General features: G+C 55.5%; 20 protein-coding genes. 6 read left to right on the top strand and 14 right to left on the bottom strand.

The annotated features are described in order from the left end of the window. Positions 1–153: 153 nt before the first annotated feature. From groL to FMN52_RS16180, 3 genes are all read right to left on the bottom strand, one after another. Positions 154–1,806, bottom strand: a complete 1,653-nt coding sequence (gene groL / locus FMN52_RS16190; RefSeq protein ID WP_088827708.1) for a chaperonin GroEL — start codon at positions 1,804–1,806, stop codon at positions 154–156. Between the two features lie 78 nt (positions 1,807–1,884). Beyond that, the gene (groES, locus tag FMN52_RS16185) at positions 1,885–2,172 is read right to left on the bottom strand and encodes a co-chaperone GroES (protein ID WP_008171363.1); all 288 of its coding nucleotides are present in this window, start codon (positions 2,170–2,172) and stop codon (positions 1,885–1,887) included. 193 nt (positions 2,173–2,365) lie between these two features. Beyond that, entirely contained in the window at positions 2,366–2,914 is a 549-nt protein-coding gene (locus FMN52_RS16180) for an FxsA family protein (protein ID WP_148609592.1), read from the bottom strand. A gap of 158 nt (positions 2,915–3,072) precedes the next feature. On the opposite strand from FMN52_RS16180, the gene FMN52_RS16175 reads away from it, so the two are divergent. After that, on the top strand, positions 3,073–3,834 hold the full coding sequence (locus FMN52_RS16175; protein ID WP_148609591.1) for an SDR family oxidoreductase: 762 nt from the start codon (positions 3,073–3,075) through the stop codon (positions 3,832–3,834). Between the two features lie 95 nt (positions 3,835–3,929). Here the strand turns inward: FMN52_RS16175 and FMN52_RS16170 are convergent, their stop codons facing one another. The 3 genes from FMN52_RS16170 to FMN52_RS16160 form a co-directional block, all read right to left on the bottom strand. Next, positions 3,930–4,241 (bottom strand): MGMT family protein, encoded by a 312-nt coding sequence (locus tag FMN52_RS16170; RefSeq protein ID WP_148609590.1) that lies wholly within the window; start codon positions 4,239–4,241, stop codon positions 3,930–3,932. 142 nt (positions 4,242–4,383) lie between these two features. Further along, positions 4,384–5,718 (bottom strand): MFS transporter, encoded by a 1,335-nt coding sequence (locus FMN52_RS16165; protein ID WP_205424936.1) that lies wholly within the window; start codon positions 5,716–5,718, stop codon positions 4,384–4,386. Between the two features lie 78 nt (positions 5,719–5,796). Next, complete coding sequence (locus FMN52_RS16160) at positions 5,797–6,279, bottom strand: YajQ family cyclic di-GMP-binding protein (protein ID WP_148609589.1); 483 nt, start codon at positions 6,277–6,279, stop codon at positions 5,797–5,799. 111 nt (positions 6,280–6,390) lie between these two features. Between FMN52_RS16160 and FMN52_RS16155 the strand changes: the two genes are divergently transcribed. Beyond that, positions 6,391–7,362, top strand: coding sequence for a response regulator (locus FMN52_RS16155; protein ID WP_148609588.1), 972 nt, complete (start codon positions 6,391–6,393; stop codon positions 7,360–7,362). A 347-nt stretch (positions 7,363–7,709) separates the two neighbouring features. Beyond that, on the top strand, positions 7,710–8,741 hold the full coding sequence (locus FMN52_RS16150) for an AraC family transcriptional regulator (protein WP_148609587.1): 1,032 nt from the start codon (positions 7,710–7,712) through the stop codon (positions 8,739–8,741). Positions 8,742–8,872: 131 nt separating this feature from the next. On the opposite strand, the gene FMN52_RS16145 is transcribed toward FMN52_RS16150, so the two are convergent. From FMN52_RS16145 to FMN52_RS16120, 6 genes are all read right to left on the bottom strand, one after another. Beyond that, positions 8,873–10,084, bottom strand: a complete 1,212-nt coding sequence (locus FMN52_RS16145) for an argininosuccinate synthase (RefSeq protein WP_148609586.1) — start codon at positions 10,082–10,084, stop codon at positions 8,873–8,875. A 170-nt stretch (positions 10,085–10,254) separates the two neighbouring features. Continuing rightward, complete coding sequence (gene fliS, locus FMN52_RS16140) at positions 10,255–10,653, bottom strand: flagellar export chaperone FliS (protein ID WP_148609585.1); 399 nt, start codon at positions 10,651–10,653, stop codon at positions 10,255–10,257. A gap of 70 nt (positions 10,654–10,723) precedes the next feature. Next, entirely contained in the window at positions 10,724–12,697 is a 1,974-nt protein-coding gene (fliD, locus tag FMN52_RS16135; protein ID WP_148609584.1) for a flagellar filament capping protein FliD, read from the bottom strand. A gap of 234 nt (positions 12,698–12,931) precedes the next feature. Next, positions 12,932–13,366, bottom strand: coding sequence for a flagellar protein FlaG (locus FMN52_RS16130; protein WP_148609583.1), 435 nt, complete (start codon positions 13,364–13,366; stop codon positions 12,932–12,934). A gap of 70 nt (positions 13,367–13,436) precedes the next feature. Beyond that, on the bottom strand, positions 13,437–14,639 hold the full coding sequence (locus tag FMN52_RS16125) for a flagellin (RefSeq protein ID WP_148609582.1): 1,203 nt from the start codon (positions 14,637–14,639) through the stop codon (positions 13,437–13,439). A gap of 159 nt (positions 14,640–14,798) precedes the next feature. Then, the gene (locus tag FMN52_RS16120) at positions 14,799–16,946 is read right to left on the bottom strand and encodes a 6-hydroxymethylpterin diphosphokinase MptE-like protein (protein ID WP_148609581.1); all 2,148 of its coding nucleotides are present in this window, start codon (positions 16,944–16,946) and stop codon (positions 14,799–14,801) included. Between the two features lie 338 nt (positions 16,947–17,284). Between FMN52_RS16120 and FMN52_RS16115 the strand changes: the two genes are divergently transcribed. Both FMN52_RS16115 and FMN52_RS16110 read left to right on the top strand, forming a co-directional pair. Next, on the top strand, positions 17,285–18,784 hold the full coding sequence (locus tag FMN52_RS16115) for a flagellin (RefSeq protein WP_148609580.1): 1,500 nt from the start codon (positions 17,285–17,287) through the stop codon (positions 18,782–18,784). Positions 18,785–18,982: 198 nt separating this feature from the next. Further along, positions 18,983–20,983, top strand: a complete 2,001-nt coding sequence (locus FMN52_RS16110; RefSeq protein WP_148609579.1) for a hypothetical protein — start codon at positions 18,983–18,985, stop codon at positions 20,981–20,983. Positions 20,984–21,155: 172 nt separating this feature from the next. On the opposite strand, the gene sbcB is transcribed toward FMN52_RS16110, so the two are convergent. Then, positions 21,156–22,601 carry an exodeoxyribonuclease I gene (gene sbcB / locus FMN52_RS16105; RefSeq protein ID WP_148609578.1) on the bottom strand — a complete coding sequence of 482 codons (1,446 nt, stop codon included), beginning with the start codon at positions 22,599–22,601 and terminating at the stop codon, positions 21,156–21,158. A 49-nt stretch (positions 22,602–22,650) separates the two neighbouring features. Next, positions 22,651–23,538: a hypothetical protein gene (locus tag FMN52_RS16100; RefSeq protein WP_148609577.1), complete on the bottom strand. Its 888-nt coding sequence runs from the start codon at positions 23,536–23,538 to the stop codon at positions 22,651–22,653. A gap of 354 nt (positions 23,539–23,892) precedes the next feature. On the opposite strand from FMN52_RS16100, the gene FMN52_RS16095 reads away from it, so the two are divergent. After that, on the top strand, positions 23,893–24,921 hold the full coding sequence (locus tag FMN52_RS16095; RefSeq protein ID WP_148609576.1) for a response regulator: 1,029 nt from the start codon (positions 23,893–23,895) through the stop codon (positions 24,919–24,921). The last annotated feature ends 2 nt before the right edge of the window (positions 24,922–24,923 follow it).

The following is a 24,923-nucleotide window of genomic DNA, read 5'->3' as shown; positions in this document are numbered from 1 at the left end:
ACCGGAGGCCGAGTCTAGCAAAGGCATAGGGCAAGTTCATGACAAAAAAACAAAAACCCCGCGTTAGCGTGAACCAACGCGGGGTTTTGGTGATCAAGCGGACCACGCTTCTAATAAATCTGACCAGAAGCGTGGCGGGGCTTCAGGCAGGCATTACATCATGCCGCCCATGCCTCCCATGCCGCCCATGCCGCCCATGTCCGGCATACCGCCGCCGGCAGACTCTTCCTGCGGCTCGTCCGCAACCATCGCCTCGGTGGTGATGATCAGGGAAGCCACAGAAGCAGCGGCCTGCAGCGCGGAACGGGTCACCTTGGCAGGATCCAGGATACCCATCTCCAGCATGTCGCCATAGGCTTCGGTAGCAGCGTTGTAGCCGAAGGAGCCTTCGCCGTCGCGAACCTTGGCAACCACGACAGAGGACTCACCGCCTGCGTTGTATACGATCTGACGCAGCGGAGCTTCCATGGCACGGCGCAGGATGTTCACACCGGCTTTCTGCTCTTCGTTGATAGCGTCTACCTTGTCCAGAGCCGCGATGGCACGGATCAGGGTAACACCACCGCCCGGAACGATGCCCTCTTCAACCGCAGCGCGGGTAGAGTGCAGCGCGTCTTCAACACGGGCCTTCTTCTCTTTCATTTCCACTTCGGAACCGGCACCAACCTTGATCACGGCAACACCGCCAGCCAGCTTGGCAACACGCTCCTGCAGCTTTTCCTTGTCGTAATCGGAAGAGCTGTCCTCGATCTGCTTGCGGATCTGCTCAACGCGAGCTTCAATGTCCGCCTGTGCACCAGCACCGCCGATGATGGTGGTGTTTTCCTTGGTGACGTTAACGCGCTTGGCTGTGCCAAGATCATCCAGGGTGGTGTTCTCAAGAGTCAGGCCGACTTCTTCAGAAATTACGGTACCACCGGACAGGATCGCGATGTCCTGCAGCATTTCCTTGCGACGATCACCAAAGCCAGGCGCTTTAACGGCGTTGACTTTCACGATGCCACGCATGTTGTTCACTACCAGAGTAGCAAGCGCTTCGCCTTCGATATCTTCAGCGATGATCTGCAGCGGCTTGCCAGCCTTGGCAACAGATTCCAGCACCGGCAGCAATTCGCGGATGTTGGAGATCTTCTTGTCTACCAGCAGGATGTACGGGTCTTCCAGCTCGGCGGACATGTTGTCCTGGTTGTTGATGAAGTACGGAGACAGGAAGCCACGGTCGAACTGCATACCTTCAACAACGTCCAGCTCGTCTTCCAGGCCACGGCCTTCTTCAACAGTAATGACGCCTTCCTTGCCAACTTTCTGCATCGCATCGGCAATGATCTTACCGATGGTCTCGTCGCCATTGGCGGAGATGGTGCCGACCTGGGCAATCATCTTGCTGTCGTCGCACGGCTTGGCCATCTCGCGGATCGCCTTCACAGCTTCTGTAGTGGCCTTGTCGATGCCGCGCTTCAGATCCATCGGGTTCATGCCGGCAGTAACAGCCTTCACGCCCTCGTTAACGATGGACTGGGCCAGAACGGTTGCAGTGGTCGTGCCGTCACCAGCCGTGTCGTTGGCCTGGGAAGCCACTTCTTTCACCATCTGGGCGCCCATGTTCTCGAACTTGTCAGACAGTTCGATTTCCTTGGCGACGGAAACACCATCTTTGGTGATGGTCGGCGCGCCGAAGGACTTTTCCAGAACCACGTTGCGACCTTTGGGGCCGAGGGTCACTCTAACCGCGTCTGCCAGTACGTTGACGCCTGCGACCATGCGCTTACGTGCGCTATCACCGAATTTAACGTCTTTTGCTGCCATGTCTTCTATTCCTGTTCGTTAAACCGAAGTCGTTGAATCAATCGGATTAATGAGAGTTCGTGCGATTCGCCTCAGCGATCACTCAAGCACGCCGTAGATGTCGCTCTCGCTCATGATGAGGAGCTCTTCGCCGTCAATCTTGACGGTGTTACCGGCATACTGACCGAAGACCACGGTGTCTCCCACCTTGACCGCCAGAGAGCGGGTTTCGCCGTTTTCCAGGATGCGACCGTTACCTACGGCAATCACCTCGCCCTGGGAGGGCTTCTCTTTAGCGTTACCCGGCAGCACGATGCCACCCGCAGTTTTCTCTTCTTCTTCCTTACGGCGCACGACAACACGATCGTGTAGCGGACGAATTTTCATTGCTCGGTTTCTCCAATAGTCAGATTAATGTGGCAATGACATTGTTGATGTAAGTCGAATCAGCAAAGCCTGATCCGACAAATTGCCCGGCTGGATAACCAACTGTTTTCAGTGGAAATCAGCCCGCAGCGAACTTGTGGTTTCTATTTGGGGTAGCAGGTAGGTGTTTTCAACACCCCGGAGAGAAAAATTTTCACTTTTTTTCGATCCGGTCCCGATCGGATTCGGTCTCGTCCTGGTATTCACCTTCGATGATGTCGCCGTTACTGTCACGGTCAAACGGACGCTGGTGGCCAAACGGGTTTTCCCGGCCACCAAACGGATCCTGCCCGAACGGATTGGACCCGCCACCGGCACGGAAATAAAAGCCCTGACTCCGGCTTTGCCCAGCCACAACCATGCGCTTGAGTGCCTGGGCTGCCAGCCAGTGACGGGTTCCGGGAATAAGACACAGAAAGCCGACGGTATCGGTAATAAAGCCCGGCGTCAGCAACAAGGCACCGCCAACGGCCAGAATCAGCCCCTCGGCGACCTCTTTGGCAGGCAATTCACCACTGTTCAGCCGCTGATTGGCTCTCAACAGCGTTGCCAGACCCTGCTGGCGAAGGAGCCAGGCACCGATAACGGCAGTCAACAACACCAGCCCGACGGTATTAAGCACACCAATCATGCCACCCACCTGGATCAATACCGCCATCTCGGCGATAGGCATGATAATGAAGAGAAAAAGGAAAACGGACAAAGTGCCTCCATTGTTTCGGATCTTGTCGGGCTACGCTTCGCTAACCCGACAAGGATAAAACCCCACCATAGTCGTATTTGATATACTCCGCGCACAAAAATAACCGCACAGACGCACAGCAACCGTAAAACCACCTGATACAGTAGTTAGGGCAAAACATGAAACTTCAAGATTCTGTGATTGCAATTACCGGCGGCGGCCAGGGCCTTGGCCGTGCCATGGGCGAATACCTTGCCGCCAGAGGCGCAAAAGTCGCGCTGATCGACCTGATGCCGGAGAAGCTGGATGAAGCCGTCACCGCCTGCGTGGCCGCGGGCTCCGAGGCCAGAGCCTACGTCTGCAACGTGGCCAAAGAAGAAGAGGTAGAACAAACCTTTGAAGCCATCGTAAAGGACTTCGGCCACCTCAATGGCCTGATCAACAACGCCGGTATCCTCCGGGACGGCCTGATGGTCAAAGTGAAGGATGGCGAAGTTGAGCGCCGCATGGAGCTGTCCCAATGGCAGGCGGTTATCGACGTCAACCTCACCGGTGTGTTCCTCTGCGGCCGCGAAGCTGCGACCCAGATGATCAAGAACGGCGACCAGGGCGCGATCATCAACATCGCCTCCATCTCCCGTGCCGGCAACATGGGCCAGAGTAACTATTCCGCCGCCAAAGCCGGCGTCTCCGCCCTGGTTCCGGTCTGGGCCAAGGAACTCGCCCGCTACGGCATCCGCTGCGCCGGTATCGCCCCCGGGTTTATCGAAACCGAAATGACCGCCTCCATGAAGCCGGAAGCCCTGGAAAAAATGACCGCCGGCATTCCGCTGAAGCGCATGGGCAAGCCGGAAGAGATTGCATCGGCCGCCGCGTTCATCTTTGAGAACGACTATATGTCCGGGCGGATGCTTGAGGTGGATGGAGCTCTGAGGCTGTAACCTGGCAGCAAGGCTGAGCGACAAGTGTCGGATTACGGCTTCGCCTAATCCGACCTACTATCAATCCGATATATGGTTGCTTTGCCTAATCCGACCTACGGTTGCCATTGAAAGCGGCGCATGGGGACGCGGCCGTTGGTGACCTCCACGCCCTCACTCTTCAATCTGCCAACCTGAGTTTCGTAGGCATCCGAGCCTTCCGGGAACGCGATCTGGCCGTTGCTGCGGATAACCCGGAACCAGGGAATGCTGTGGCCGGCTGGCAGCTTGCCCAGGGCCCGGCCTATGTATCGCGCCTGGCGGCCGAGGCCGGCCATGGCGGCTATCTGGCCATAGCTGGCCACCTGGCCGAGCGGGATGGCGGCAACGACTTGCCAGATTTTTTGGTCCTTTGTTGGTTCGGACATGATTTAGGCGTCTCGTTTCTTGTCGGATTACGCGTTGCTAATCCGACCTACGGCCCTGAGTTCAACTCCTCGCAATCGTAGGTTGGATTAGCCGTAGGCGTAATCCAACAGCTTTTGTCGGATTACGCTTCGCTAATCCGCCCTACGGTTCCGAGGCGGTATCCGGCTTTGACTCATTCCGCGGTGCCAGTGCATCCAGCCGGCGACCGTGCCGAATCATGAACATGGCCAACAAAATGGCAGGCACGCCCATTATGCCGGCCACCAGGAAGAATTCCGCATAACCGAAGCCCGCCACAACGATGCCGGAGAACCCCCCCAGAAACTTGCCTGGCAGGGTCATGAGAGAACTGAACAGGGCGTACTGCGTTGCCGTGAACGAGGCACTGGTCATGCTGGAGAGCCAGGCGATCAGGGCCACGTTGGCAATGCCGCCGCTGAGGTTATCGGCACTGACTACCGCAGCCAGGGTAACGATGTTGGGTGGGTACTGGGCCAGAACGACGAACAGAAGATTGGTGGCGGCCGTCATGATCGCCCCCAGCAGAAGAATCCGGCGAACGCCGTAGCGAACCACCATAACCCCGCCAACCAGCGAGCCGGCAATGGTCATGAAGAAGCCGAAGATCTTGGTCACGTCTGCTACCTGGGTTTTGCTGAAGCCCATGAAATCCAGGTAGAAGGGATTGGCCATAACGCCCATGGCGATGTCGGAGATCCGGTAAACAGCAACCATAAGCAGGATAACCAGAGCCAGCTCCTTGTACCGGCGAAAGAAATCGAGGAACGGGCCGGCGACGGCGGCGTAAAACCAGCCAACCAGTCTCGCCAGGCGGGGATTCAGATGGGTGCGCTTGGCCGCCTCCTGCTCGATCTTGTGGGCAATGTCCTGCGCGGCGGCGAAGTGGTTCACGGTGGGCTCACGCACGATGAGCACCGTGAGCGCTCCAACCCCCACCAGGGCGGCCATCACCTCATAGGACACCTGCCAGGACCAGAACTCCGCTAGGTAAAGGGCGCCGGCGCCGGCCACCAGAAGCGCCAGACGGTAACCAAAGATATACGTTGCAGCCAGCGCCGCCTGCAGCCGCTCCTCGGCAATCTCGATGCGGTAGGCATCAATGGCCACATCCTGGGTGGCGGAGGAAAAGGCCACCAGCAGGCCGCAAAGAGCCATCATTTCAGGTGCCGCCGTGGCATCCACATGAGCCATCAGGTAGAGCCCCGTGGCGATACCCGCCTGCGCAAAGATAATCCAGCTTCGTCGTTTGCCCAGCAGCCGGTCGAGCAGCGGCAGTTTCAGGCGGTCCACCACTGGTGCCCAGAACACCTTGATGGAATAAGTAATGCCAAGCCAGCTGAAGAACCCGATGGTGGCCGTTTCCACCCCCACATCCGCCAGACGGGCGTTGAGGGTGGAAAACACCAACAGGAACGGCAAACCCGCCGAAAAGCCCAGGAACAACAGGGCAATCACCTGCCAACGGGTGTAGGTGTGGAGCGTGTCCCGGATCAGGGTCAGGCGGGTGCCGGTTAAGATAGTGAAACCTCCGGATCAGTCGCGGAAATTATTGAACTGCAGCGGGATATCCAGCTCAGCTTCCCTGAGCATGGCGATGGCTTCCTGGAGATCATCCCGCTTCTTGCCGGTCACTCTCACCTTGTCGCCCTGGATACTGGCCTGGACCTTCATCTTCTGGTCCTTAATCATCTTCACAATCTTCTTGGCCATATCGGTTTCAATGCCCTGCTTCAGCAGCAGGTGCTGTTTAACCAGCTTGCCGGACTTACTGTCGCCGTCTTCCGACAGGGCGCGTGAATCGATATTACGCTTGGCAAAGGCCATACGCAGCATATCCAGCAACTGCTCCAGCTGGAACTCCTGCTCGGCACTGATGGTGATGCCCTTGTCGTCCAGCTCAATGTCAGCTTCCACGTTCTTGAAATCCCAGCGATTGCCCAGCTCCCGCTTGGCCTGGTCGACCGCGTTGGTGATTTCGTGCATATCGATTTCTGAAACAATGTCAAAAGAAGGCATGGTCGTTATTCTCCAACAGGGTAAGAAGGTATACTTCCTCAATTTGCAGGGGATGATACCAACCCCCGACAACTCCCGCACCTGACAACGGACTGCTAAAAGTAGATAACAATGCCAAATCTGGACCTTCCCATCCTCGTAGTAGACGACGCGAAATTCAGCAGTATGGTGGTTGGCCGCACGCTGCGAAATGCCGGATATCGCGACGTACGCATCGTGAATAACGCACCGGAAGCCCTGCAACTGATCGAGCAGCGCCCGGTGAGCGTGCTGATTGCTGACTGGCTGATGCCCGAGATGGATGGCCTTGAGCTGACGGATCAAGTGCGACAACAGGACGAGCAGAACAATCACTACACCTACGTGATCCTGCTCACGGCACGGGAAAGCGTCGAGGCTCTTTCAGAAGCTTTCGACCGGGGCGTGGACGACTTCATCTACAAGTCCGACATGACCAAGCAACTGATCCCCCGCATCTTTGCGGCAGACCGAATGGCAGACCGCCAGAACACCCTGCTCCGCGCCAACTCCCTGCTGATCGAGAACAACCGGGAACTGGAATCCACCAACATCATTGATCTGGAAACCGGCCTCTGCAACACGAAGTACGGCCGCGAACGGCTGACCAAGATGCTGCGCCACGCCGAATCCCGAGGCGGCTGCTCCGCTTACGTACTGTGCGGCATTCGCAACTGGCAGGAGCTCAAGCGCAAACACCCGCCAACGGTGATGAGTGAGCTGGCGATTGGCATTGCCCGCCGTCTGAGCACCCTGATTCGCCCCATTGATGCCCTGTGCCGAGTCGGCGACAACCAGTTCGCCATCATTGCCTACTTCCCGACAAGCGACCACTGCACCACCACCGCCTTCCGGCGCGTGTTCGACGGCATCAACCACAAGGCCCTGAAGACCACGGCCGGCTACATTTCCGTGGAAGCCGGCATGGTGCTTTGCAAAGCCGACGCCCAGAACGGCACGCCCTCTATCCAGGATATGGAGCGGGCCGCGGTGCAGGGGCTGGTGGATGCGTACGATACCCGACGGTTTACCGAGACTGCGCCAGAAGTCAGTGCAACGGCATAACCAGTGTGTCGGATTACGGCTTTGCCTAATCCGACAACCAAGCTCCATTTCAGCGACACACTCCGTAACACTGATACACACTTCACAAACAGACAGGAAGGCACGGAAGACTTATTCTGCAATTGTGGATTTAAGCAGTATCCCCCATGGTGGAGGAGCCGAGTAGTACCTCCGCCGCCATATGGGGAATCGGATCCACCGGATTAACGAATTTTTCAGGCACTTTCGTTCTTTCCTTGTTTTTTGGGCCAGCTTTTTAGCTGGCCTTTTTATTTTCCGCTCCAGACGTTTCCGCACCAGTTCCGTTATACTCCAACGATAACGACTCCAAAAACAGTGCTGTAACCATGAAAACCCTCGGAACCGCCTCCGTCGCCGCCCTGCGCCAATACGTTCGTGCTGCCGAATCCACCGGCGCGGACATCAATCGACTTTTCGACCAGGCCGAACTGGACCAGAACATCCTCGACACCGACGACGGCCGCATCAACGGGGAGCAGTTCCAGCACTTTATCCATTTATTGTGCGGACAAACCGGCAACCCGATTCTGGGGCTGGAAACCGGCGACTTTGTTCAGCCCGGCTCCTACAGCGTACTTGGCTACATCACCATGAGCTGCGCCACCCTGGGCGAAGCCGTGGCACGCATTGCGCCGTTCGAAAAACTCGTCGGAGACATGGGCACCACCAGCCTCGCCATGAAAGGCGAAGACATCAAACTGACCTGGAACTGCAACTACACCGATCCCATCGTTCGGCCGCAACTGGTGGATAACGTGTTTGCCTCCTGGGTGAACTACGCCCGCTGGCTTGCAGACAACCAGGAGGCGTCACCAAGCTCAGTAAAACTCCGTCGTCAATCGCCTGGCCCAGAGCTCGAGAAAGCCTACCAAGAGCGCTGGCACTGCCCGGTCACCTTCTCGGCCGATGAAGACAGCCTTTCGCTCAAGAAAAGCCTGCTGGAGACCCGACTGAGACAACCCGACCCCCTGCTCCGCAAAACCCTGGAAGCTCACGCCCTTAGCCAACTGGCCTCCCTGGATACCGACAGCGACCTTACCTCAAGAGTCCGCCACAGCATCCAGCAACAGCTGATGCAAGGTATCACCCGGCAAGACATGGTGGCCGAAGACCTCGGCATGACCAGCCGGACCCTGCAGAGAAAACTCGGCCAAGAAGGCGTGTCTTACCAGAAACTGTTGGATGAAGTGCGGCAGAAAATGGCCGAGGATTACCTTCGCAACAGCGAGTTGGCCATTCCGGATATCGCACTGAGGCTGGGGTACAGTGAAACCACGTCGTTTCACCGGAAGTTCAAAGCGGTTACCGGGAAAACACCCGGAGAGTTTCGGCAATTCGAGGCAAATCCAAAAGCCTGAACGACCGAGGCCGGTGCAAGCTTCCAGAAACGTGGAGCGCCAGGGATGGCGCGACCGAGCCCTACATGGACGTATTTACGGGCGTTTTCTGGAAGCTTGCACCGGCCTTGGTCCGGCACGAAGCCTCAGTCTTACAGCTTGCGGCCTTTCCCGGCAGCAATCCGCAGACGCAGCGCATTCAGCTTGATAAAGCCTTCCGCATCCTTCTGATCGTACGCACCCTGATCTTCCTCAAAGGTGGCAATCTTCTCGTCGAACAGAGAATCCTCAGACTTACGGCCAACCACATCCACATTGCCCTTATAGAGCTTCAGACGAACCGTGCCGTTTACATAGTGCTGGGTCTGATCGATCAGCGCCTGCAGTGCCTCACGCTCCGGGGACCACCAGTAACCGTTATAGATCACCTCGGCGTAACGCGGCATGATGCTGTCTTTCAGGTGCGCCACTTCGCGATCCAGAGTGATGGACTCAATGGCACGGTGGGCACGCAGCATGATGGTACCGCCCGGGGTCTCGTAACAGCCGCGGGACTTCATGCCCACATAGCGGTTCTCAACGATATCCAGACGGCCAATACCGTTAGCACCGGCCAGCTTGTTCAGGGTTTCCAGAACCACGTGAGGCTTCATGTCCTGACCGTCAATGGCAACGATGTCGCCCTTCTTGTAGGTCAGCTCAACGTAGGTTGGCTCATTAGGCGCAGCTTCCGGAGACACACTCCAGCGCCACATCTCTTCCTCGGCTTCCGCCCAGGGATCTTCCAGGTTGATGCCTTCGTAGGAGATGTGCAGCAGGTTGGCGTCCATGGAGTACGGGCTTTTACCCTTCTTCATTTCCACCGGAATGTCGCGCTCTTCGCAGTACTGCAGCAGCTTCTCACGAGAGTTCAGATCCCACTCGCGCCAGGGGGCAATCACCTTCACACCCGGCTTCAACGCGTAGGCGCCGAGCTCGAAACGCACCTGGTCGTTACCCTTGCCGGTAGCGCCATGGGAAATGGCATCGGCGCCGGTTTCATTGGCGATATCGATCAAACGCTTGGCGATCAGAGGACGGGCAATGGACGTACCCAGCAGGTACTCACCCTCGTAGATGGTGTTCGCGCGGAACATCGGGAACACGTAATCGCGCACAAACTCCTCGCGCAGGTCCTCGATGTAGATTTCCTTAACGCCCAACGCCTCGGCTTTCGCCCGCGCCGGCTCAACTTCCTCGCCCTGGCCAATGTCGGCGGTGAACGTCACCACCTCACAGTTATAGGTATCCTGCAACCACCGAACGATGACGGAAGTATCCAGGCCACCGGAATATGCCAGCACCACCTTTTTAATATCAGACATGCCCTTGCTCCAGACTGAACAGAATGGATGTGTTGAAAATAAGGGCGGTATTGTACGGGAGAGCGGGGGGAATGGCTATTGGGCCGGGGTATAACGCAGCCCGCGTGTTGCCAAGGGGTCAGGCGAAAGCGCTCATCTGACCCCTACTTCGGCTAAGCGAACAGACCAGCTCAAACAGCCTGCTGCTGACCAACAGCCGCTTCACGAATGCCGTCCCAACCTTCTTTAACGGAGCGCAGAAGAGTTAGAACCTCATCAAGCTTGGCCAAATCGTTCTTGGCACTGGCTTCCAGAAGCGCCCGCTCCATGTAGTCATAAAGCGCTTCAAGACGGGCAGCCAGATCGCCACCCTGTTCGAAATCCAGGAAGGAACGCAGCCCCCCAATAATCTCTATGGCCTTATTGATAAGCTGGGCCTTGCCTGAGTAATCTTTTGCCTGGATACGAGACTTGGCCATGTTAATGCGCTCAATAGCACCGTTGTACAGAAGCTGGATGAGCTTATGCGGGTCTGCATCGGTGATGCTGGTCTGGGTGTTAACGCGTTGATATGCCTGCAAGCCGTTCATACTTAACCTCGTTTCACCGTGTTACCGGTTTCTGCCCTGTATTGGCGAGCCATATGGGAGTATGGCCTGATTATTCGTTACTACTGCGTGGGGCTAGTGCAGCCAGCTGCTGGCTCACATAATCCCGAGTACTGTTAAGCTGCGCGATTAGGGAATCCGCAGCGCTAAACTGGCTTACCAGACGCTCCTGGTAAGACTGAATGCGTTGATCCAGCCTGACCCGATCTTCCTGAATCCTCTCCAGGTCCCGGTTCAGCGACTCCGTTCGGGAACTGAGTGCGCCTTCAGCGCCCAAAATGTTGGTGATCGCGCTCACTGCGCGCTCACTTACACCCTCAATAAAGGTCACCGAGCCCCGGTTACCAACCTCGCCGCCAGTAATTCGCACCTGCAACCCGGCCGCATCGCCGCCTGCGCTGTTGGGGAGGTAAAGCACCTGCCCGTCACCTTCGGCAGTCTGGCCATTAATCGTACCCTGTACATCCAGGCCCGTACTGCCATTTTTCGCTGCAATGCCATCGACACCCAGGGTACTCGTCAGGCTCACGTTGGACTCACTGCCAAAACGGTTCGAGGTAAAACTCAAGCCACTGGTGGCGTCCCAACTTACCTGAACAGACCGGTCCGCAGCGTTCAATTCGGAACTGCTGCTCAGGGCACTCTGAATGGCAGCCGCAAATTCCTCGCCGGTAAATGGCGTATCATCAGCAGCAACATTCAGAGACACGCTCACCTGAGTCTCATTGTCCACCTGGAAAGTAAAGGTGTTGCTCTGATCAACCAGAATCGGGCCGATATCAGCCGGCGCGTAGCTCAGACTTCCTCGAGTGGCCATCTGGCTAACATTGATACCGTAGTTGCCGGGCTCTGTGGCCGAACCGCTCCGAACAAACTCTACCTGTGAATCACTGGTCCTGCCCTGCTCGGCAAACAAGGCGGTTACGTCGTTCGGATTGTCACGAAGCTGCTGCTGAAACTTCTGGCTATCAAACTGAAGCTCACCGGTACGCCAGTCCGTCCCGATACCCACATCCGCCATACTACGAACGTTCGCGTTTTGAAGCCCGGGAATCACATCGGTCAGCACCTGGCGCAGCTGGCTCTGAATATTACGGACCGTCGAGTCGCCCGTCAGGATACTGCCCTGATTGGTCTCTGTATCATAGGAGGACAGCTCACTAATCGTCGTCTGCAATTCGTTGAACTTGTCAACAAAGGCCTGCACGCGCTCGGCAACCGCAGCGGTATCCTGCTCAACCTTGACCGTGGATTTGCCTACCTCCGTCAGGTTGAAGGTCAGACCGTCCACCACATTTTCAACGGTATTAGTGGATCGGGTCACCGAAACGCCGTTGATCTTCATTTCCGCATCGGCAGCGGCAATGGTTTGCTGCATGGCAGGGTTGGCTGTCGGGTCGGTCGGATCGAACATAAAATTCGCCAGACCCTCAGCACCCACCTCTTCCGTCACGCTGATTTTAACAGCGTTGGCAGTTCCGGTCTCATCCGCCGAAAGCGTGAGCCTGTAGCCACTGCCGGTATCAATCACGCCGGCCGACACCCCGGCACCGGACTCATTGATGGCGTTAGCCATGCCCTGCAGAGTGTCGTTGCTGGAATCAATGGTGATTTCGGTGGTCTTGTCACCCACCTGAAGAGTCATCGTGCCCCGGCCGACGCTGGTGGCATCACGGTCTGCAAAGGTCTCTGTACTGGCCAACGCCTGCGACTCGGCAAGGGCAACCACCTCAACACTGTAAGACCCCCGCGAAGCCTTGCTGGCATCCACAGACACATCCACGTTGCCACCAGATGAGGTGGCCGAGAATGACTTCATCGCCTCTGCCGAGCCCAACTGCCGCATGGGTAAGCGCAGCTCGGTAACCGCACTGCGCAGCTTGCCATAGGCGGAAATCAGGGCCTCGGTGCGCTCTGTTTTCTGATCCAGCCGAACTTCCGTGGGCCGCCGTTCCGCAGCCACCAGCTGATCGACCAGATCCGACGTCAGAACGCCCGAACCAACACCCAACGATGATATTGCCATAACCTTGCCTCCTCAGGGGGAGCGAATCTGCTTACTGATCAAGTTATCGGCAACAGGCGGCAAAACTTTGCCCCTTTCTTAAACCGATTTGTAACATCGCGTAACCTAAACACCCCTTACCACTGGCACGAGCAGAGCCGGGTAGAAGCCCAGAACGCAGAACACCGCCGGACCCTTTGGGGTGCGGCGGTGCTGAGATACTGTCATCTACATCAGCGCAAAAGCGGCAAGCGCTTACACCTTGATGTTAAACAACGTCAGCGGTTCATCCTGCTGCAATTTTTCTGCCAACCTCAATGCTAGCTCATCCGGAATCTGGCGAATAACTTCTTTGGTCGACTGATCAACTACCTTTACTATCGTCTGGCCTAGTTCATTATCCACTTCAAACTGCAAATCCCGCTGCACATTCTGAACAAAATCGTTCAGCTGGCTAACCGCATCATCCAGTTGTTCCCGCTGGGCTTCACTCCGCGCCTGCAGCTTTTCAGCTTTGGACACGTCTGAAGCTGCCTGGGGACTCTGCACCTGACTGACCGCGGCAAACGAACCAGCAAGGTCGGAGGCATTCCTGCCTTCGGCCTGAGATGACGACAGTGCCTTGGCCGGAGCCTGGGCGCCAGAGCGCACCAGCTTCAGATCCGGGCTGTTCAGGTTAACGTCATTCATAGCTTTACCTCGCTATCCTTCAACGGCGTTAAGCCGGAACCTGAAGGTTCCGGCCGTTACCGCTAATCCCTTACTGCAGGAGGGACAGAACCTGCTGCGGACGGGCGTTCGCCTGAGCCAGGACCGAAATACCGGCCTGCTGCAGCACCTGGGACTTGGCCAGGTTGGCAGTTTCTGCCGCGAAGTCAGCGTCCAGTATTCGACTGTTAGAGGCGCTCAGATTTTCAACCGACGTACTCAAGTTAGCGATGGTTGATTCGAAGCGATTCTGGACGGCACCAAGTTGACCCCGAAGCTCGTTGACGCTGCCCAACGCCGTATCAATTCGAATAATCGCGTTGTTGGCGTCAGCGACAGTGCTCACCGACAAGTCCTCTAGACTACCAGTCTCAGCAGCGACGTTAGCGCCAGTGTCAAGTGATTGCGCTGTCGCTCCTGCCGCAGCGGTAAAGGTATCAAATCGCAATTCATCGGTCGCAGTGAGCTGGATTTTTGAGGTGCCACCATCATCTACAACATCTGCGTACAGCCCACCAATCCCTGCTCTGTTTATCTCATCAGCTACAAACTGAGCTCTTTGTCCCGATGTCGGGCTATCAATCCCTTCCTCTGCCAAACCGGCGTCAATATCACCGATCTCAATCGCTATGGCATTTCCGGTGAAATCCGAACCGAGAGCTACGGTGATCGCACCACCCGCAGCAGCCCCAGAGACATCACCCACCTCAAAGTTTTGAGCTGCAGTACTCTGGAAGACCTCACCGATAGAATCCTGACGTGTGCTCTGCGTGAGATTTACACCAATGGTCTCACCCGCATTAGCACCAACTTGAAAAGATGCCTGGCCGAAAGTTCCATCCAGTACTTTAAGCCCATTAAACGCAGTTTGAGACGATATACGGTCAATCTCAGAGATGCGCTGCTGAACCTCATCATTCAGAGCCTCACGATCGGAACTGCTATTGGTCGCATTCGCTGCCTGAACCGAAAGCTCACGAATACGCTGAAGGTTATTGGTAATCTCATCCAGGGCCCCCTCAGCAGTCTGCGCCAAAGAAATCCCGTCATTAGCGTTTCGAGTCGCCACATTCAGACCACTGATCTGGGACTGAAAGCGTGTTGAAATCGCCAGACCAGCGGCATCGTCCTTTGCTGAGTTAATGCGAAGGCCTGAAGACAACCTTTCTAAGGCTTGATCATTCATACCTTGGGATTTATTCAGCTGATTTTGAGCCGAGAGTGAGGCAACGTTGGTATTGATACCGAGAGCCATAGTGCTTCTCCTATAAAACCGTTTAAGTTTTGCTTGGTGAAGGCCAGACCCCCGCTTTCCAGTTGAGGTGCCGCGCCCTGTTACTTGACTTAACGGCACACCGAGGGGGTTCTTTAGACTTTTTTCCTCGGATTATGTAAATAAATGTTTCAGTCCGGATCAGTCTTCAGAAACAGCTTCATCGTCTGGCACAAACTCCGGATCCCGATCACCGATGAAGCGTTTTGCCCAGGGATCCGTATGCAACAATCGCTTCTCCAGCATTACCTTCGCAAAGTGGCCCGGCACGCTTGCCAGAAACTTCAAAAAACCATCCTCCCAACGCTTCATGAATTCCTGAAGTTCAGCATCATTTTCACAAGCCATACCATGACAAACACCCACATAAAGAAAATGTTGGAGAGAGCCTTTCAGTAACTGGTGGGTCATCAGTTGGGAGCCAGTAACCTTACCCTTGCCGGGGAGTGGACGAACTACATTAAGCTGCTCCCGGATATCGTTGACTAGCGTGCAAAGATCTCTCCGCCCCCCAAGCCGAGCAGATTTCACAGATCTCGTGTGTTGGGCGCAGACTCTCTTAAGCTCTTTGTGGAGATCTTCGAGGGCTTCATCGAAAGAGTCTGCGTTAATCGGTTCCGCTAGACCCTGGAAGGTATCAGCGGCATTAAAGGAAGCGCCCTGACCAGTTGTTTTAATCTGCTCTAAAAAATCAGGCTCTGCCAACCATTGAGCACCATCAATGACGGCCCCATCCGCGCAATTGAAAACCTGAGGAGGCGTTTCGGAAGATTTCAGCCTGTAAATCAAATCTTCCACGGAGCGCTTCGCCGAATAATAGTCATCACGTGTCAGCACAGTGCCACCATCAACAGACGGGGTTTTGAAAACTCGGCGCTTCTTCATCGTAGTCTGAACACGCCTTTGAATCTCCTCCGCAATGGCGGAATCTGTAGCATCCCCATACACAGATTTGCTGGAATGGTCTTTATTCGCATCTTCAAAACCATAATCCGTACCAAATAGGTAAATAGTACTGAAGCCCAACGAGTGACCAATTGACAGCGCTGCGTTCGTGACCGTGGGGTTACAGTTGGAGAACGAACGCTGTGACACACCCAATAATGAGGGATGTGCGTTGTCCATCTTAAAGTAGTAGAAAATCTTATCGAATAAGGTGGGCACGAATGGATTGATTTCATTAACCGCCAAAAGCGGTATATCCCTAATCCTGTCTTCTCCAATATCAGACAAAAGTTGGTATATAAGGTAAGCAGGATCCAGCTCGGCATGATAATCGGGCTTAACCCCGTGAGCCAACAAAGGTCTTAATGCTGTCCCTGCACTCACAACTACAACTTTATCACGAACCTTCTTGAGGCTTTCAACACGTTTATCCAGAGACGGCCCACTACCCACTACAACCAATGGCTTATTTTGAGTTTTGGATTCAGGCCGTGGCAAAAATTGCCCCCCCTGCCGAATGTTATGGGCAGTATTGGAGAGCCTCATGATTTCGTTATCGTAATTAGACCAGTTTGCGCTGATCACGGCGAGATCGTTGGCGTTCTCCATTACGGCTTTGGCCAATTCAACATCTGCAAGATGATTATAGTATGTAGAGAAGAACGGATAAAAAGGTACGTCTTTGGTCATGTACTGACTTACCAGCCGCCGAATTTCCTCAGGCTGATCAGCCTTACCAATAGCAAATGTCAGAGAGAAGCCCTTACGCGCGAAGCGCGAGCAGATTTTCTCCCAGTCGACTGTGTAGAGGCTTACAGCAAATTTCTCCGGTTCCCGCTCAATAATAATACCGTTAATGATAGGAGCTTTCTTCGTAAGTACGTCGATGTGGTAACCGAGGCCACAACCAAGAAAAACCATCGATGGAAAAATATTGCCGCGGATATAACCATTAAAATTATTTGGGGTTACCGGGCTAGCTTCTATAATGCGCCGTAATATTCTGTCAGCGAAATTTTCTTTTCGGTAAGCCGCGTCCCCGGGAGGCGAGAAGGTTCGAATTCTCTTACTCTCAGGATTTTCCTCCAGAACATGCTCTGCTTCATCCAGCGAATACTCTTTGGCCACGCCCCGATAACAAGACTGGCCGTTAGCGACCATGTCGACATCGTTCCTGCCTGGTGTAACCACCAACTCAACGCGCTGAAGTTCCATGCTCGCAAGCAGCTTGTAGATTTCCGGTCGGCGCTTCTTGAAGAATTCAAGATTCTTCTGCAGTCGCTGCATGAATACTTTGCTATCGTCCTGCGGCTGTTGGTTCTGCGTCTTACGCTTCTTCGCCATGAATTACTCCGGAGGCAAGGTTCAAATCTTGAAAGTCTTCCTGGGCATCCCTGACTAAGAGGGATAGACCGATTTTGCCACAGCCCTGCATCAATCTCATACATTGAAAATAACCCGGAGCCGGCAAGATCATTCCTTAAACAGTCGCCAGAATTTTGCCGCCCACCTCTAAAACAGCGACCTCCATTATAAATATTTCTATTATATTCATTGCATTAAAAAGAACTTAAAGAACTTGGCACGATCATCGCATTAATCGAGAAACGGCAAACTAACGACTTTCGTCCGGCAAGCTCATTAAAGGAACTTGCGGCAATTCTGAGCAGGGAGAACTGACAATGCCTCAGATCATCAACACCAATATCGCGTCGCTGAACGCCCAGCGAAACCTGAACGCTTCGCAAAGCGACGCAAACGTTGCGTTGCAGCGGCTTTCCTCGGGACTGAGAATTAACTCCGCGAAAGATGACGCCGCGGGTCTGGCAATCTCAGAGCGCTTCCAATCGCAGATCACCGGCCTGAATATGGCCCAGCGCAATGCCAATGATGGCATTTCCCTGGCCCAAACAGCTGAGGGCGCTCTGGACGAGGTTACGAATAACCTCCAGCGGATTCGGGAATTGGCCGTTCAATCGGCAAACGCGACCAATAGCAATTCCGACCGACAGGCGCTCAATCAAGAAGTCCAGCAGCGCCTGGAAGAGATCAACCGAATCGCTTCTCAAACCTCATTTAACGGCCTGAAGGTTCTCGACGGCACCTTTAGGACACAAACCTTCCAGGTGGGTGCGAATACGGGTGAAACAATCGGTGTCAGCGGGTTGGATACGAGAGGCAGCCAAATCGGCGCTGTAATTGACCAGACCCAACTCTTCTCTGACCTGGCACTAAACCCGGCATCGTCGGCTGCATTCGATTTCGCGGCAAACATATTTAGCGGCGGCGTCACAGGGGAAATAGAGATCGCTTTGGGAAGTGGCGCGACTACTGATCCTATCGGACGAATCTATATTGAAGAAGCCACCAGCCGGGATGACTTTATTGCCCAGTTCAGGGAGCAGGTTCGCAATAATCCTGACATCAATGGGTTGACTATAGAACCGTTCGGATCAGGGACCGAGTTCACTCTTGGCAACAGCCTGGAAGACGGATACACGCTTAATTCCACCGCATTTAGCACCGCATTTAACAACCAGGCTGTAAGTGGGGCGTCAAACTCCACCACCGTCAAAGAGTATTTTGAGCAAGGGAATACTATAACGTTCGATGTTGACGTAACTGATCCCGAAACCGGCGATGTCGTCAGCATTGAGGTGAGAGATGCAACCTCAATAAACGATATAGTCGCCAAAATGAATGCGGAATCTAATCGAACAGGTGTATCTGCAAATCTCGACGCAAGCAACACCAACATAATATTCTCCTCCCAGTTCAGTGAAGGATTCCAAGTAGACATTGCCGGGAGCGCCGGCGGTGAGACTATAGGCATTAGTGTTGAAGGCTCCACCGAAATCGACGCGCTGTCTGCGGATTTTCTGGATATATCCACCCGTGAGGGTGCAGACCGGGCGATGATTGCAGTGGATTACGCCATTGATACGATCAATGGCCACCGGGCGGAACTGGGTGCCGTACAAAACCGATTTGAATCCACCATCCAGAACCTTAGCACCACATCGGAAAACCTCTCTGCCTCGCAAAGCCGGATTCGTGATGCAGACTTTGCTGCAGAAACCGCCGAACTGGCCCGAACCCAGGTTCTCCAGCAGGCTGGCCTGTCCGTTCTGGCCCAAGCCAACGCAAGACCGCAGCAGGTGCTGCAGTTACTGCAAGGTTAAAGGCGCGAAGAGGACCTGAGAGGGCCCGGTAAGAACCGGGCCCTTCTTTCTTGGGTAAAACAATCCCCCTTTCGCTTTAATCCCTCCGCCGCACAAACTGGCACACCTTTCGCAACACCTCCCTCAAAGCACGGCAAACCGTCAAAAAACTGCAGACCTTTGCCGCTCTGGATTGCGGCAAATATAACGAGGTGTCCCATGCAAGCCAAGCATCAAGTCCAGGTATCCCAATCCCAACAGGCCCAGGTTGCCCGCCTGCTTCTGCAGGCCAATCTTGCCTATGGGGAGTCTAACAGCAACGGCCTCAGCCATATTCAGCGGCTAAAGGCCCGGCAGGAATGCCGGAGCTATCTGAACGAGGCGCTGGCTCTGGAGCCGGAGCATGCCGGTGGGCTGGGCCTGCTTGGCCGTGTGGAGATGGACGACGGGCAGCTTGAGAAGGCACACACCCTGTTCAACGCCAGCCTGGACCATCAGCCGGGCCAGGTTCAGCAGTATTGCAACCTGGGTTACTGGGCCCTGAAAACCGAGCGGCCGGCGCTTGCAGAGCAGTATTTCCTGCAAGCCCTGGACTGCGAGCGGCAATCTGCCGCCGCTTTCTGCGGCGTTGCCCACGCCAAGCGGTTGCAGGGCCAGTTCGATGTGGCCTACCTGCATTACCGCAAGCTTCTGGAAACCGGCGCCGAATGGGATTCCGTTTACAGCGGCATGCTGACCTGCGCCCAGCACTTGGAAGTAAATAAGGCGGATTCCGCCCTGGCCCAGGATGCTATCGCTCTGCTTCAGCGGGATGGTTTGCCGCACCAGGAATTGGGTCGGTTTGTCGGCGCGATTATTCATCAACAGTACGATCTGGATAACCCGGATGCACAGATTTTCCTGGATGCCGCCAGCGAAGATGAACTGCTGATCCTTGCTCTCCAGAAAACCCTGATGCCAAATCCGGTCGTGGAAGAACTGGTGACAATGCTTCGTCGGGCAATCATTGCCGAGGTCGCACAAACCGTTGAACTTCGGGACGAACTGCAACGACTGACACTGGCCATCGCTCAATACGCCGACAGAACCGGTTATGCCCTGGCAGCAGAAGACGACGAAGAGCGACTGGCCTCTGCCATCAACGACAGCATCCAGGCCCAGTTCGCCCTTGGTGAGGAGCAGGACGGACTCATCGGCTCACTGATGATCAGCGCGATGTATGGCGCTCTCTTCCACCAGCCCTTCGCCGTCCAGCTTGGCCAGTGGAACCTGGTGGACTGGCCCCTGGCATTGCAGCCAGTCTTGGCCGCCAGCTATTACGACCGGGCCGAAGAGGAAGCCATCAAGCAGAACTTCGATGAGAAAGCCGAAGAGCTCTGTTTGGAGAAGACCGATGCTCCCCAGGCCTGGCCGTCCTGGTCTCGGTTGGCCTATCGCACCGAAAGCAGCCTTAAAACATTGATGGCTACCGAACTGGGGCTGGGCACCGAAAACCTTCCGGTCACCCTTCGCATCATGGTGTGCGGTGCGCAGTCCGGCCAGCGGGCGATGGAACTGGCCAGCTATCTGGACGATGTGGAAGTGATCGCGGTGGATGAATCCCTGGCCAACATCGCCAAAGCCACCCGTATGGCCAACGAAATGGGCGTGGACAACATCGTGTTCTGGCCCTGGTCCATCGCCCAGCGTTTTGTGGCGGATGGCCACCAGGTGCACTGGATTGAAGTCGGTCGCTTGCCCTCGCCCGCCATGACCACTTTGTCTCTAGCGGCTCTGGTTAACCAGGCCACCGGCTCCGGCGCTGTGGTGCACATGCACACCGCGATTGCCGAGCAAACGTCCGGCGACAAACAGATTCGCAAACTGGTTGCCGAGCACAAGCTTCAACCCACCCGCCAGACGCTGCGCCAGCTCCGTCGGATGGTTCTTGCCAATCGCAACGATGCCGCCTGGCAGGAACTGACCGCCGACGCCGATTTCTACAGCCTCGGCGGCTGCCGGGACAGATGGTTCCGGCCACAGGATACCGCCCAGCTGAAAGAGTTGATGGCCATGGCCAGTAACGAGGTGGAATGGAAGCTCGTGAAAGCCCGGGATGTGGATGGCCACAGCCTGGCAACCGGGCCGGTTCAGAAGCAGATTCAGGCAGAGGCACTGGGCAGTGAGGTGCAGAGTTTGATGGGGCAGAATTTGAGTGTTTATTTCGTGAAGCGGCGGTGATGGATCGTCGGATTACGGCTCTGCCTAATCCGACCTACTTTGTTTCGGAGTATGCGCAGGCTTCATCGCGTAGGTCGGATTAGGCGAAAGCCGTAATCCGACAAAAAAGCGCTTTCTCTTGAAGGAGAAGGCGCACTACGCAATGGCGGCTCCAACGGAGCCAACATCCTTATCAGATGTACGGAATCAAAGACTCCCCATACAAATGCAAGTCCTCAAGAATATGCCGCCTCTCCGGCGTCAGTTCCGGGTCGGCCGCCAAGCGCTGTAATTCCTGGGCATAGGCCTCCAAAGACCGCCAACCCTTCTTCGGGTGCATTAGCCTCTGGCTTCGAAACTCCTCCCATCGCTCCAGCTCCTCACCCATCAGGCTGCCCGGATAGTTCCGCGCCCGATAGCGAAACAGCAGTTCCTGCAGGCGATCATCCTCGAAGGTCACATCCTGCTCGCCGAGAGTTTCCACCGGCTGCTCCAGCACCCAGTTCAGCTTCTCGCGGTCGGTCTTGCTGATGAAGCCGCCTGCATAGAGCTGTTCGTCCGGGTCTGTAAGGTCGCTCTCGTGGGGCTGGTCAAAAGCCTCGGCAATTCTGGCCGGAAGATCCGGGGCCTTTCGCAGCATGGCCACGTTGGCCCGCAAGTTATCCCCGTCCAGCGCCAGTTCTTCGAGGCGCTCTTGGGAAAGGGTGGAAAGCATTTTTGCTGGCGCCAGCACCGGGCATTTGTTTAGTTGCACACCTTTCAGCGGAAAGCGGCTTACGCCCTCCCCCAATTCTGCCTGGGAAGTAAACACCCGCTCACGAATCTGCTCAGGGCTGGCGTTGATCAACTCGGTGGGGTCTTCCCGCAGGTCGTAGACGATCACCAGGTTCTTGTTGGTGGGATGATCGGCCACCGGGGCCACCATCGCACAGCAACCCCGGCTGGCCGGGTACTTGGCGGATATGTGGAACACCGGCTTCATGCTGGCGGTATCCAGCATGGCCCGGGCGGAGTGTTTGTCCTTGTTCTGCAGAACAAAATCAAAGAGCTTTGGCTGTTTCTCCTTGATCAGTTTGGCCACCGCAATGGTTGCCTCAACATCCGACATGGCATCGTGGGCCGCTTCGTGAGCGATGCCGTTGGCAACCGTCAGTTCCTCCAGTTTGAAGCTGGGACTGCCATCTTCCTTGCGGGGCCAGTTGATACCCTCCGGGCGTAGCGCATAGGTCAGGCGCACCATGTCGATGATGTCCCAGCGGGAATTGCCATTCTGCCATTCGCGGGCGTAGGGATCGCGCAGATTGCGGTAGAGAGTGTGACGGGTCACTTCGTCGTCAAAGCGCAGGCTGTTGTAACCCACCACACAGGTGCCGGGCTGGCTGAAGGCCTCGTTGATCTGAGCGATAAACTCGGCCTCCGGAAAACCGTCTTGCAGGGCTTTCTGAGGCGTAATGCCGGTAATCAGGCAAGCCTCCGGCGATGGCAGGTAGTCATCCGCTGGCTTGCAGTAGATTACCAGCGGGTCTTCAATGATGTTGAGATCCGCATCGGTTCGTACGCCGGCAAACTGGGAAGGCCTGTCGTGAACCGGGTCTACGCCGAAGGTTTCGTAATCGTGCCAGTAAAACGAGCGGATCAAGGGACTAAGCTCCTGCCGAATGGATTAAACACTGGCAGGAGTTTAGCATTTAAAACAATCGGGTACCCATATCGTCCCGATGGGTCTGCAGCCGATCCACACCCTGGCTGATCAGCTGGCTCATATCCACCTTCATGCTTGTGGGCAGATTGATAAACACGCCTTTGCCAGCATTGATGACATTGGCGCCGTCCGGGCTCTGCCAGTCCACCCCTTCGCGCTGGAAACCAATGAAGAAGTCACTGGTGAAATCGGTAACACCATCGACGCCCTCTTCCCCCACGATGATCGACTGTAAATGCGTCAGTGGCGCACAATTTGTCTCAGCACCAGCGGTGCAATCAGCCGGAGCGGCAGCAAGATCGTTGATACCTATGTGGCTGGCGCGATAGTTGGTGGCCTGGGTGTTCTCATCAAAGAGTGTGGCATCGTACTCTTGGCCGCCACTAACGAGTTTCAGGCCAATATCGCCACTGAAACTGCTGGTCAGCGAGGAAACCGACCCTCTCGCCTGCCCGAACCCCATGCGAAAGCCGGAAAGCTTCCCCTCTGCAGGATCTTCCGCCAGCTCGATGTAAGGTTTGAGCGCCTCGAAATGCACGGTATCTCCGGCACTGTAGGTTCGGCCGTTGAATTGCTCACCGTCATTACGGGCAATATGGCCCAACGCCACATGCTGCGCAGCGAAGTCCACGCCGCCATCAATCTCGCCGGCTTGCACGTCATCCACGTTCATCCGGGTTTCCACATCCATGGTCAGCGTCATACGCGTGAACGCGTGTGTATCCCCCGGTATGTTCTCGATCTGCATAAATGCCTGCCCGGTCACCTCACCCATTGTTTCCTCTGAAATGGGCTTCAGCTCGGCCTGGGCAACGGGCGCAATACCTAGGCAGAACAGGGTGACGGCAGCGTATCCATACGCCAGCTGTCTCATAGTTTTGTGTCTCTGAAGTAATCGTTAAGAGTCAGTTTCCGACGCCCGACTCTGCTGCAGCCCGGTTTGTTTTTGGTTTTTCCGGTGCTTACAGGCGGCAGGTCTTTTACATTATTTTTTATTTGCCGCAGACACACTATAACCAAGGCAGATCGGCCAATAGAGTGAGCAGAGTCACAATCGCCGTTTACAATTCAGTAATACTCGACCAACTTTGAATACAGTCACAAAACCTTTGGCTTAATATACTTACAGCACCTTACTGATTGTTACGAATGATGTAGCAAACGTGTACACAACAAAGACTGCTGGTATACTTTCGCACCTTATGACTAACCCTCTACGGCCCCATCCATGACCACCCGCATTCTGATCTGCGACGACTCTGCCCTTGCCAGAAAGCAAATGGCCCGAGCCCTGCCAGAAGGATTGCGCGGCGATGTCAGCTTCGCGAAAGACGGTGTGGAAGCGCTGGAGAAATTGCGTCGGCACGAGGCAGAGCTCATGTTCCTGGATCTGAACATGCCGGAGATGGACGGCTATCAGGTGCTGGAGCAGGTTCGCAAGGAAGATTTACCAGTCATGACCATCGTGGTTTCTGGCGATATCCAGCCCGAAGCACGGGAACGCGTCAAAAAGCTGGGCGCCCTCGACTTCATCAAGAAGCCTACAGAAACCTGCACCGTACTTGACCTGCTGGTGGAATACGGGGTGTACCGCCCCGGAGAACTCGAAGATTCCGCTCTGCAGGATGCCAGCCTGAAAAACACAGGCAGCACTACCCCGGAAATCTCCGTTTCCCTGAACGACTATCTGCAGGAAATTTCCAACGTCGCCATGGGCCGGTCTTCGGATCTGCTGGCTCGCCTGTTGCGAGTTTTCGTAAAGCAACCGATTCCCAAGGTTGCTTTCCTGGCCAACTCCGAACTGCACATGGCCATTTCCTCGGTAAGCGACAGCGACACCTATTCAGCCGTGTGCCAGGGGTTCACCGGCGCCGGCATCGCCGGGGAAGCATTCCTGTTATTTGCAGATGCCAGCTTCCGGGAAATGGCCGAGATGCTTCACTACGACACCCTTGAGGGCGAGGCGGTGAACGTGGAGGTATTGATGGACATGTCCAGCATACTCTTCGGCGCCTTTCTCAAAGGCATCGGCGACCAGCTGGACCTGAAACTCGGCCTGGGCCACCCTACCGTGCTGGGCCAGCACCGTCAAATTACCGAATTGCTTGAACACCACAGCGCCAGGGAAGAGCAGCTGTTGTGCATCGAAATCTGCTACACCCTGGAAGACCGGGACATCGAATGCGACATGCTGATCCTCCTTACCGAGGATTCAGTGCCTTTTCTCGAAGATCGCCTGCAATATCTGGTGGACTGACT

Source organism: Marinobacter sp. BW6 (assembly GCF_008107725.1).
Classification (GTDB): Bacteria; Pseudomonadota; Gammaproteobacteria; order Pseudomonadales; family Oleiphilaceae; genus Marinobacter.
This window is presented reverse-complemented; position numbering and strand designations above follow the sequence as displayed.

What these genes read in the sequence shown, in the direction of transcription:
- FMN52_RS16120 (WP_148609581.1), bottom strand. Translation starts at nt 16,946, where the DNA reads ATGGCGAAGAAGCGTAAGACGCAGAACCAACAGCCGCAGGACGATAGC.
- FMN52_RS16155 (WP_148609588.1), top strand. Translation starts at nt 6,391, where the DNA reads ATGCCAAATCTGGACCTTCCCATCCTCGTAGTAGACGACGCGAAATTC.
- groES (WP_008171363.1), bottom strand. Translation starts at nt 2,172, where the DNA reads ATGAAAATTCGTCCGCTACACGATCGTGTTGTCGTGCGCCGTAAGGAA.
- FMN52_RS16160 (WP_148609589.1), bottom strand. Translation starts at nt 6,279, where the DNA reads ATGCCTTCTTTTGACATTGTTTCAGAAATCGATATGCACGAAATCACC.
- FMN52_RS16115 (WP_148609580.1), top strand. Translation starts at nt 17,285, where the DNA reads ATGCCTCAGATCATCAACACCAATATCGCGTCGCTGAACGCCCAGCGA.
- groL (WP_088827708.1), bottom strand. Translation starts at nt 1,806, where the DNA reads ATGGCAGCAAAAGACGTTAAATTCGGTGATAGCGCACGTAAGCGCATG.
- FMN52_RS16110 (WP_148609579.1), top strand. Translation starts at nt 18,983, where the DNA reads ATGCAAGCCAAGCATCAAGTCCAGGTATCCCAATCCCAACAGGCCCAG.
- FMN52_RS16100 (WP_148609577.1), bottom strand. Translation starts at nt 23,538, where the DNA reads ATGAGACAGCTGGCGTATGGATACGCTGCCGTCACCCTGTTCTGCCTA.
- fliD (WP_148609584.1), bottom strand. Translation starts at nt 12,697, where the DNA reads ATGGCAATATCATCGTTGGGTGTTGGTTCGGGCGTTCTGACGTCGGAT.
- FMN52_RS16095 (WP_148609576.1), top strand. Translation starts at nt 23,893, where the DNA reads ATGACCACCCGCATTCTGATCTGCGACGACTCTGCCCTTGCCAGAAAG.
- FMN52_RS16150 (WP_148609587.1), top strand. Translation starts at nt 7,710, where the DNA reads ATGAAAACCCTCGGAACCGCCTCCGTCGCCGCCCTGCGCCAATACGTT.
- FMN52_RS16125 (WP_148609582.1), bottom strand. Translation starts at nt 14,639, where the DNA reads ATGGCTCTCGGTATCAATACCAACGTTGCCTCACTCTCGGCTCAAAAT.
- FMN52_RS16145 (WP_148609586.1), bottom strand. Translation starts at nt 10,084, where the DNA reads ATGTCTGATATTAAAAAGGTGGTGCTGGCATATTCCGGTGGCCTGGAT.
- FMN52_RS16170 (WP_148609590.1), bottom strand. Translation starts at nt 4,241, where the DNA reads ATGTCCGAACCAACAAAGGACCAAAAAATCTGGCAAGTCGTTGCCGCC.
- FMN52_RS16175 (WP_148609591.1), top strand. Translation starts at nt 3,073, where the DNA reads ATGAAACTTCAAGATTCTGTGATTGCAATTACCGGCGGCGGCCAGGGC.
- FMN52_RS16130 (WP_148609583.1), bottom strand. Translation starts at nt 13,366, where the DNA reads ATGAATGACGTTAACCTGAACAGCCCGGATCTGAAGCTGGTGCGCTCT.
- fliS (WP_148609585.1), bottom strand. Translation starts at nt 10,653, where the DNA reads ATGAACGGCTTGCAGGCATATCAACGCGTTAACACCCAGACCAGCATC.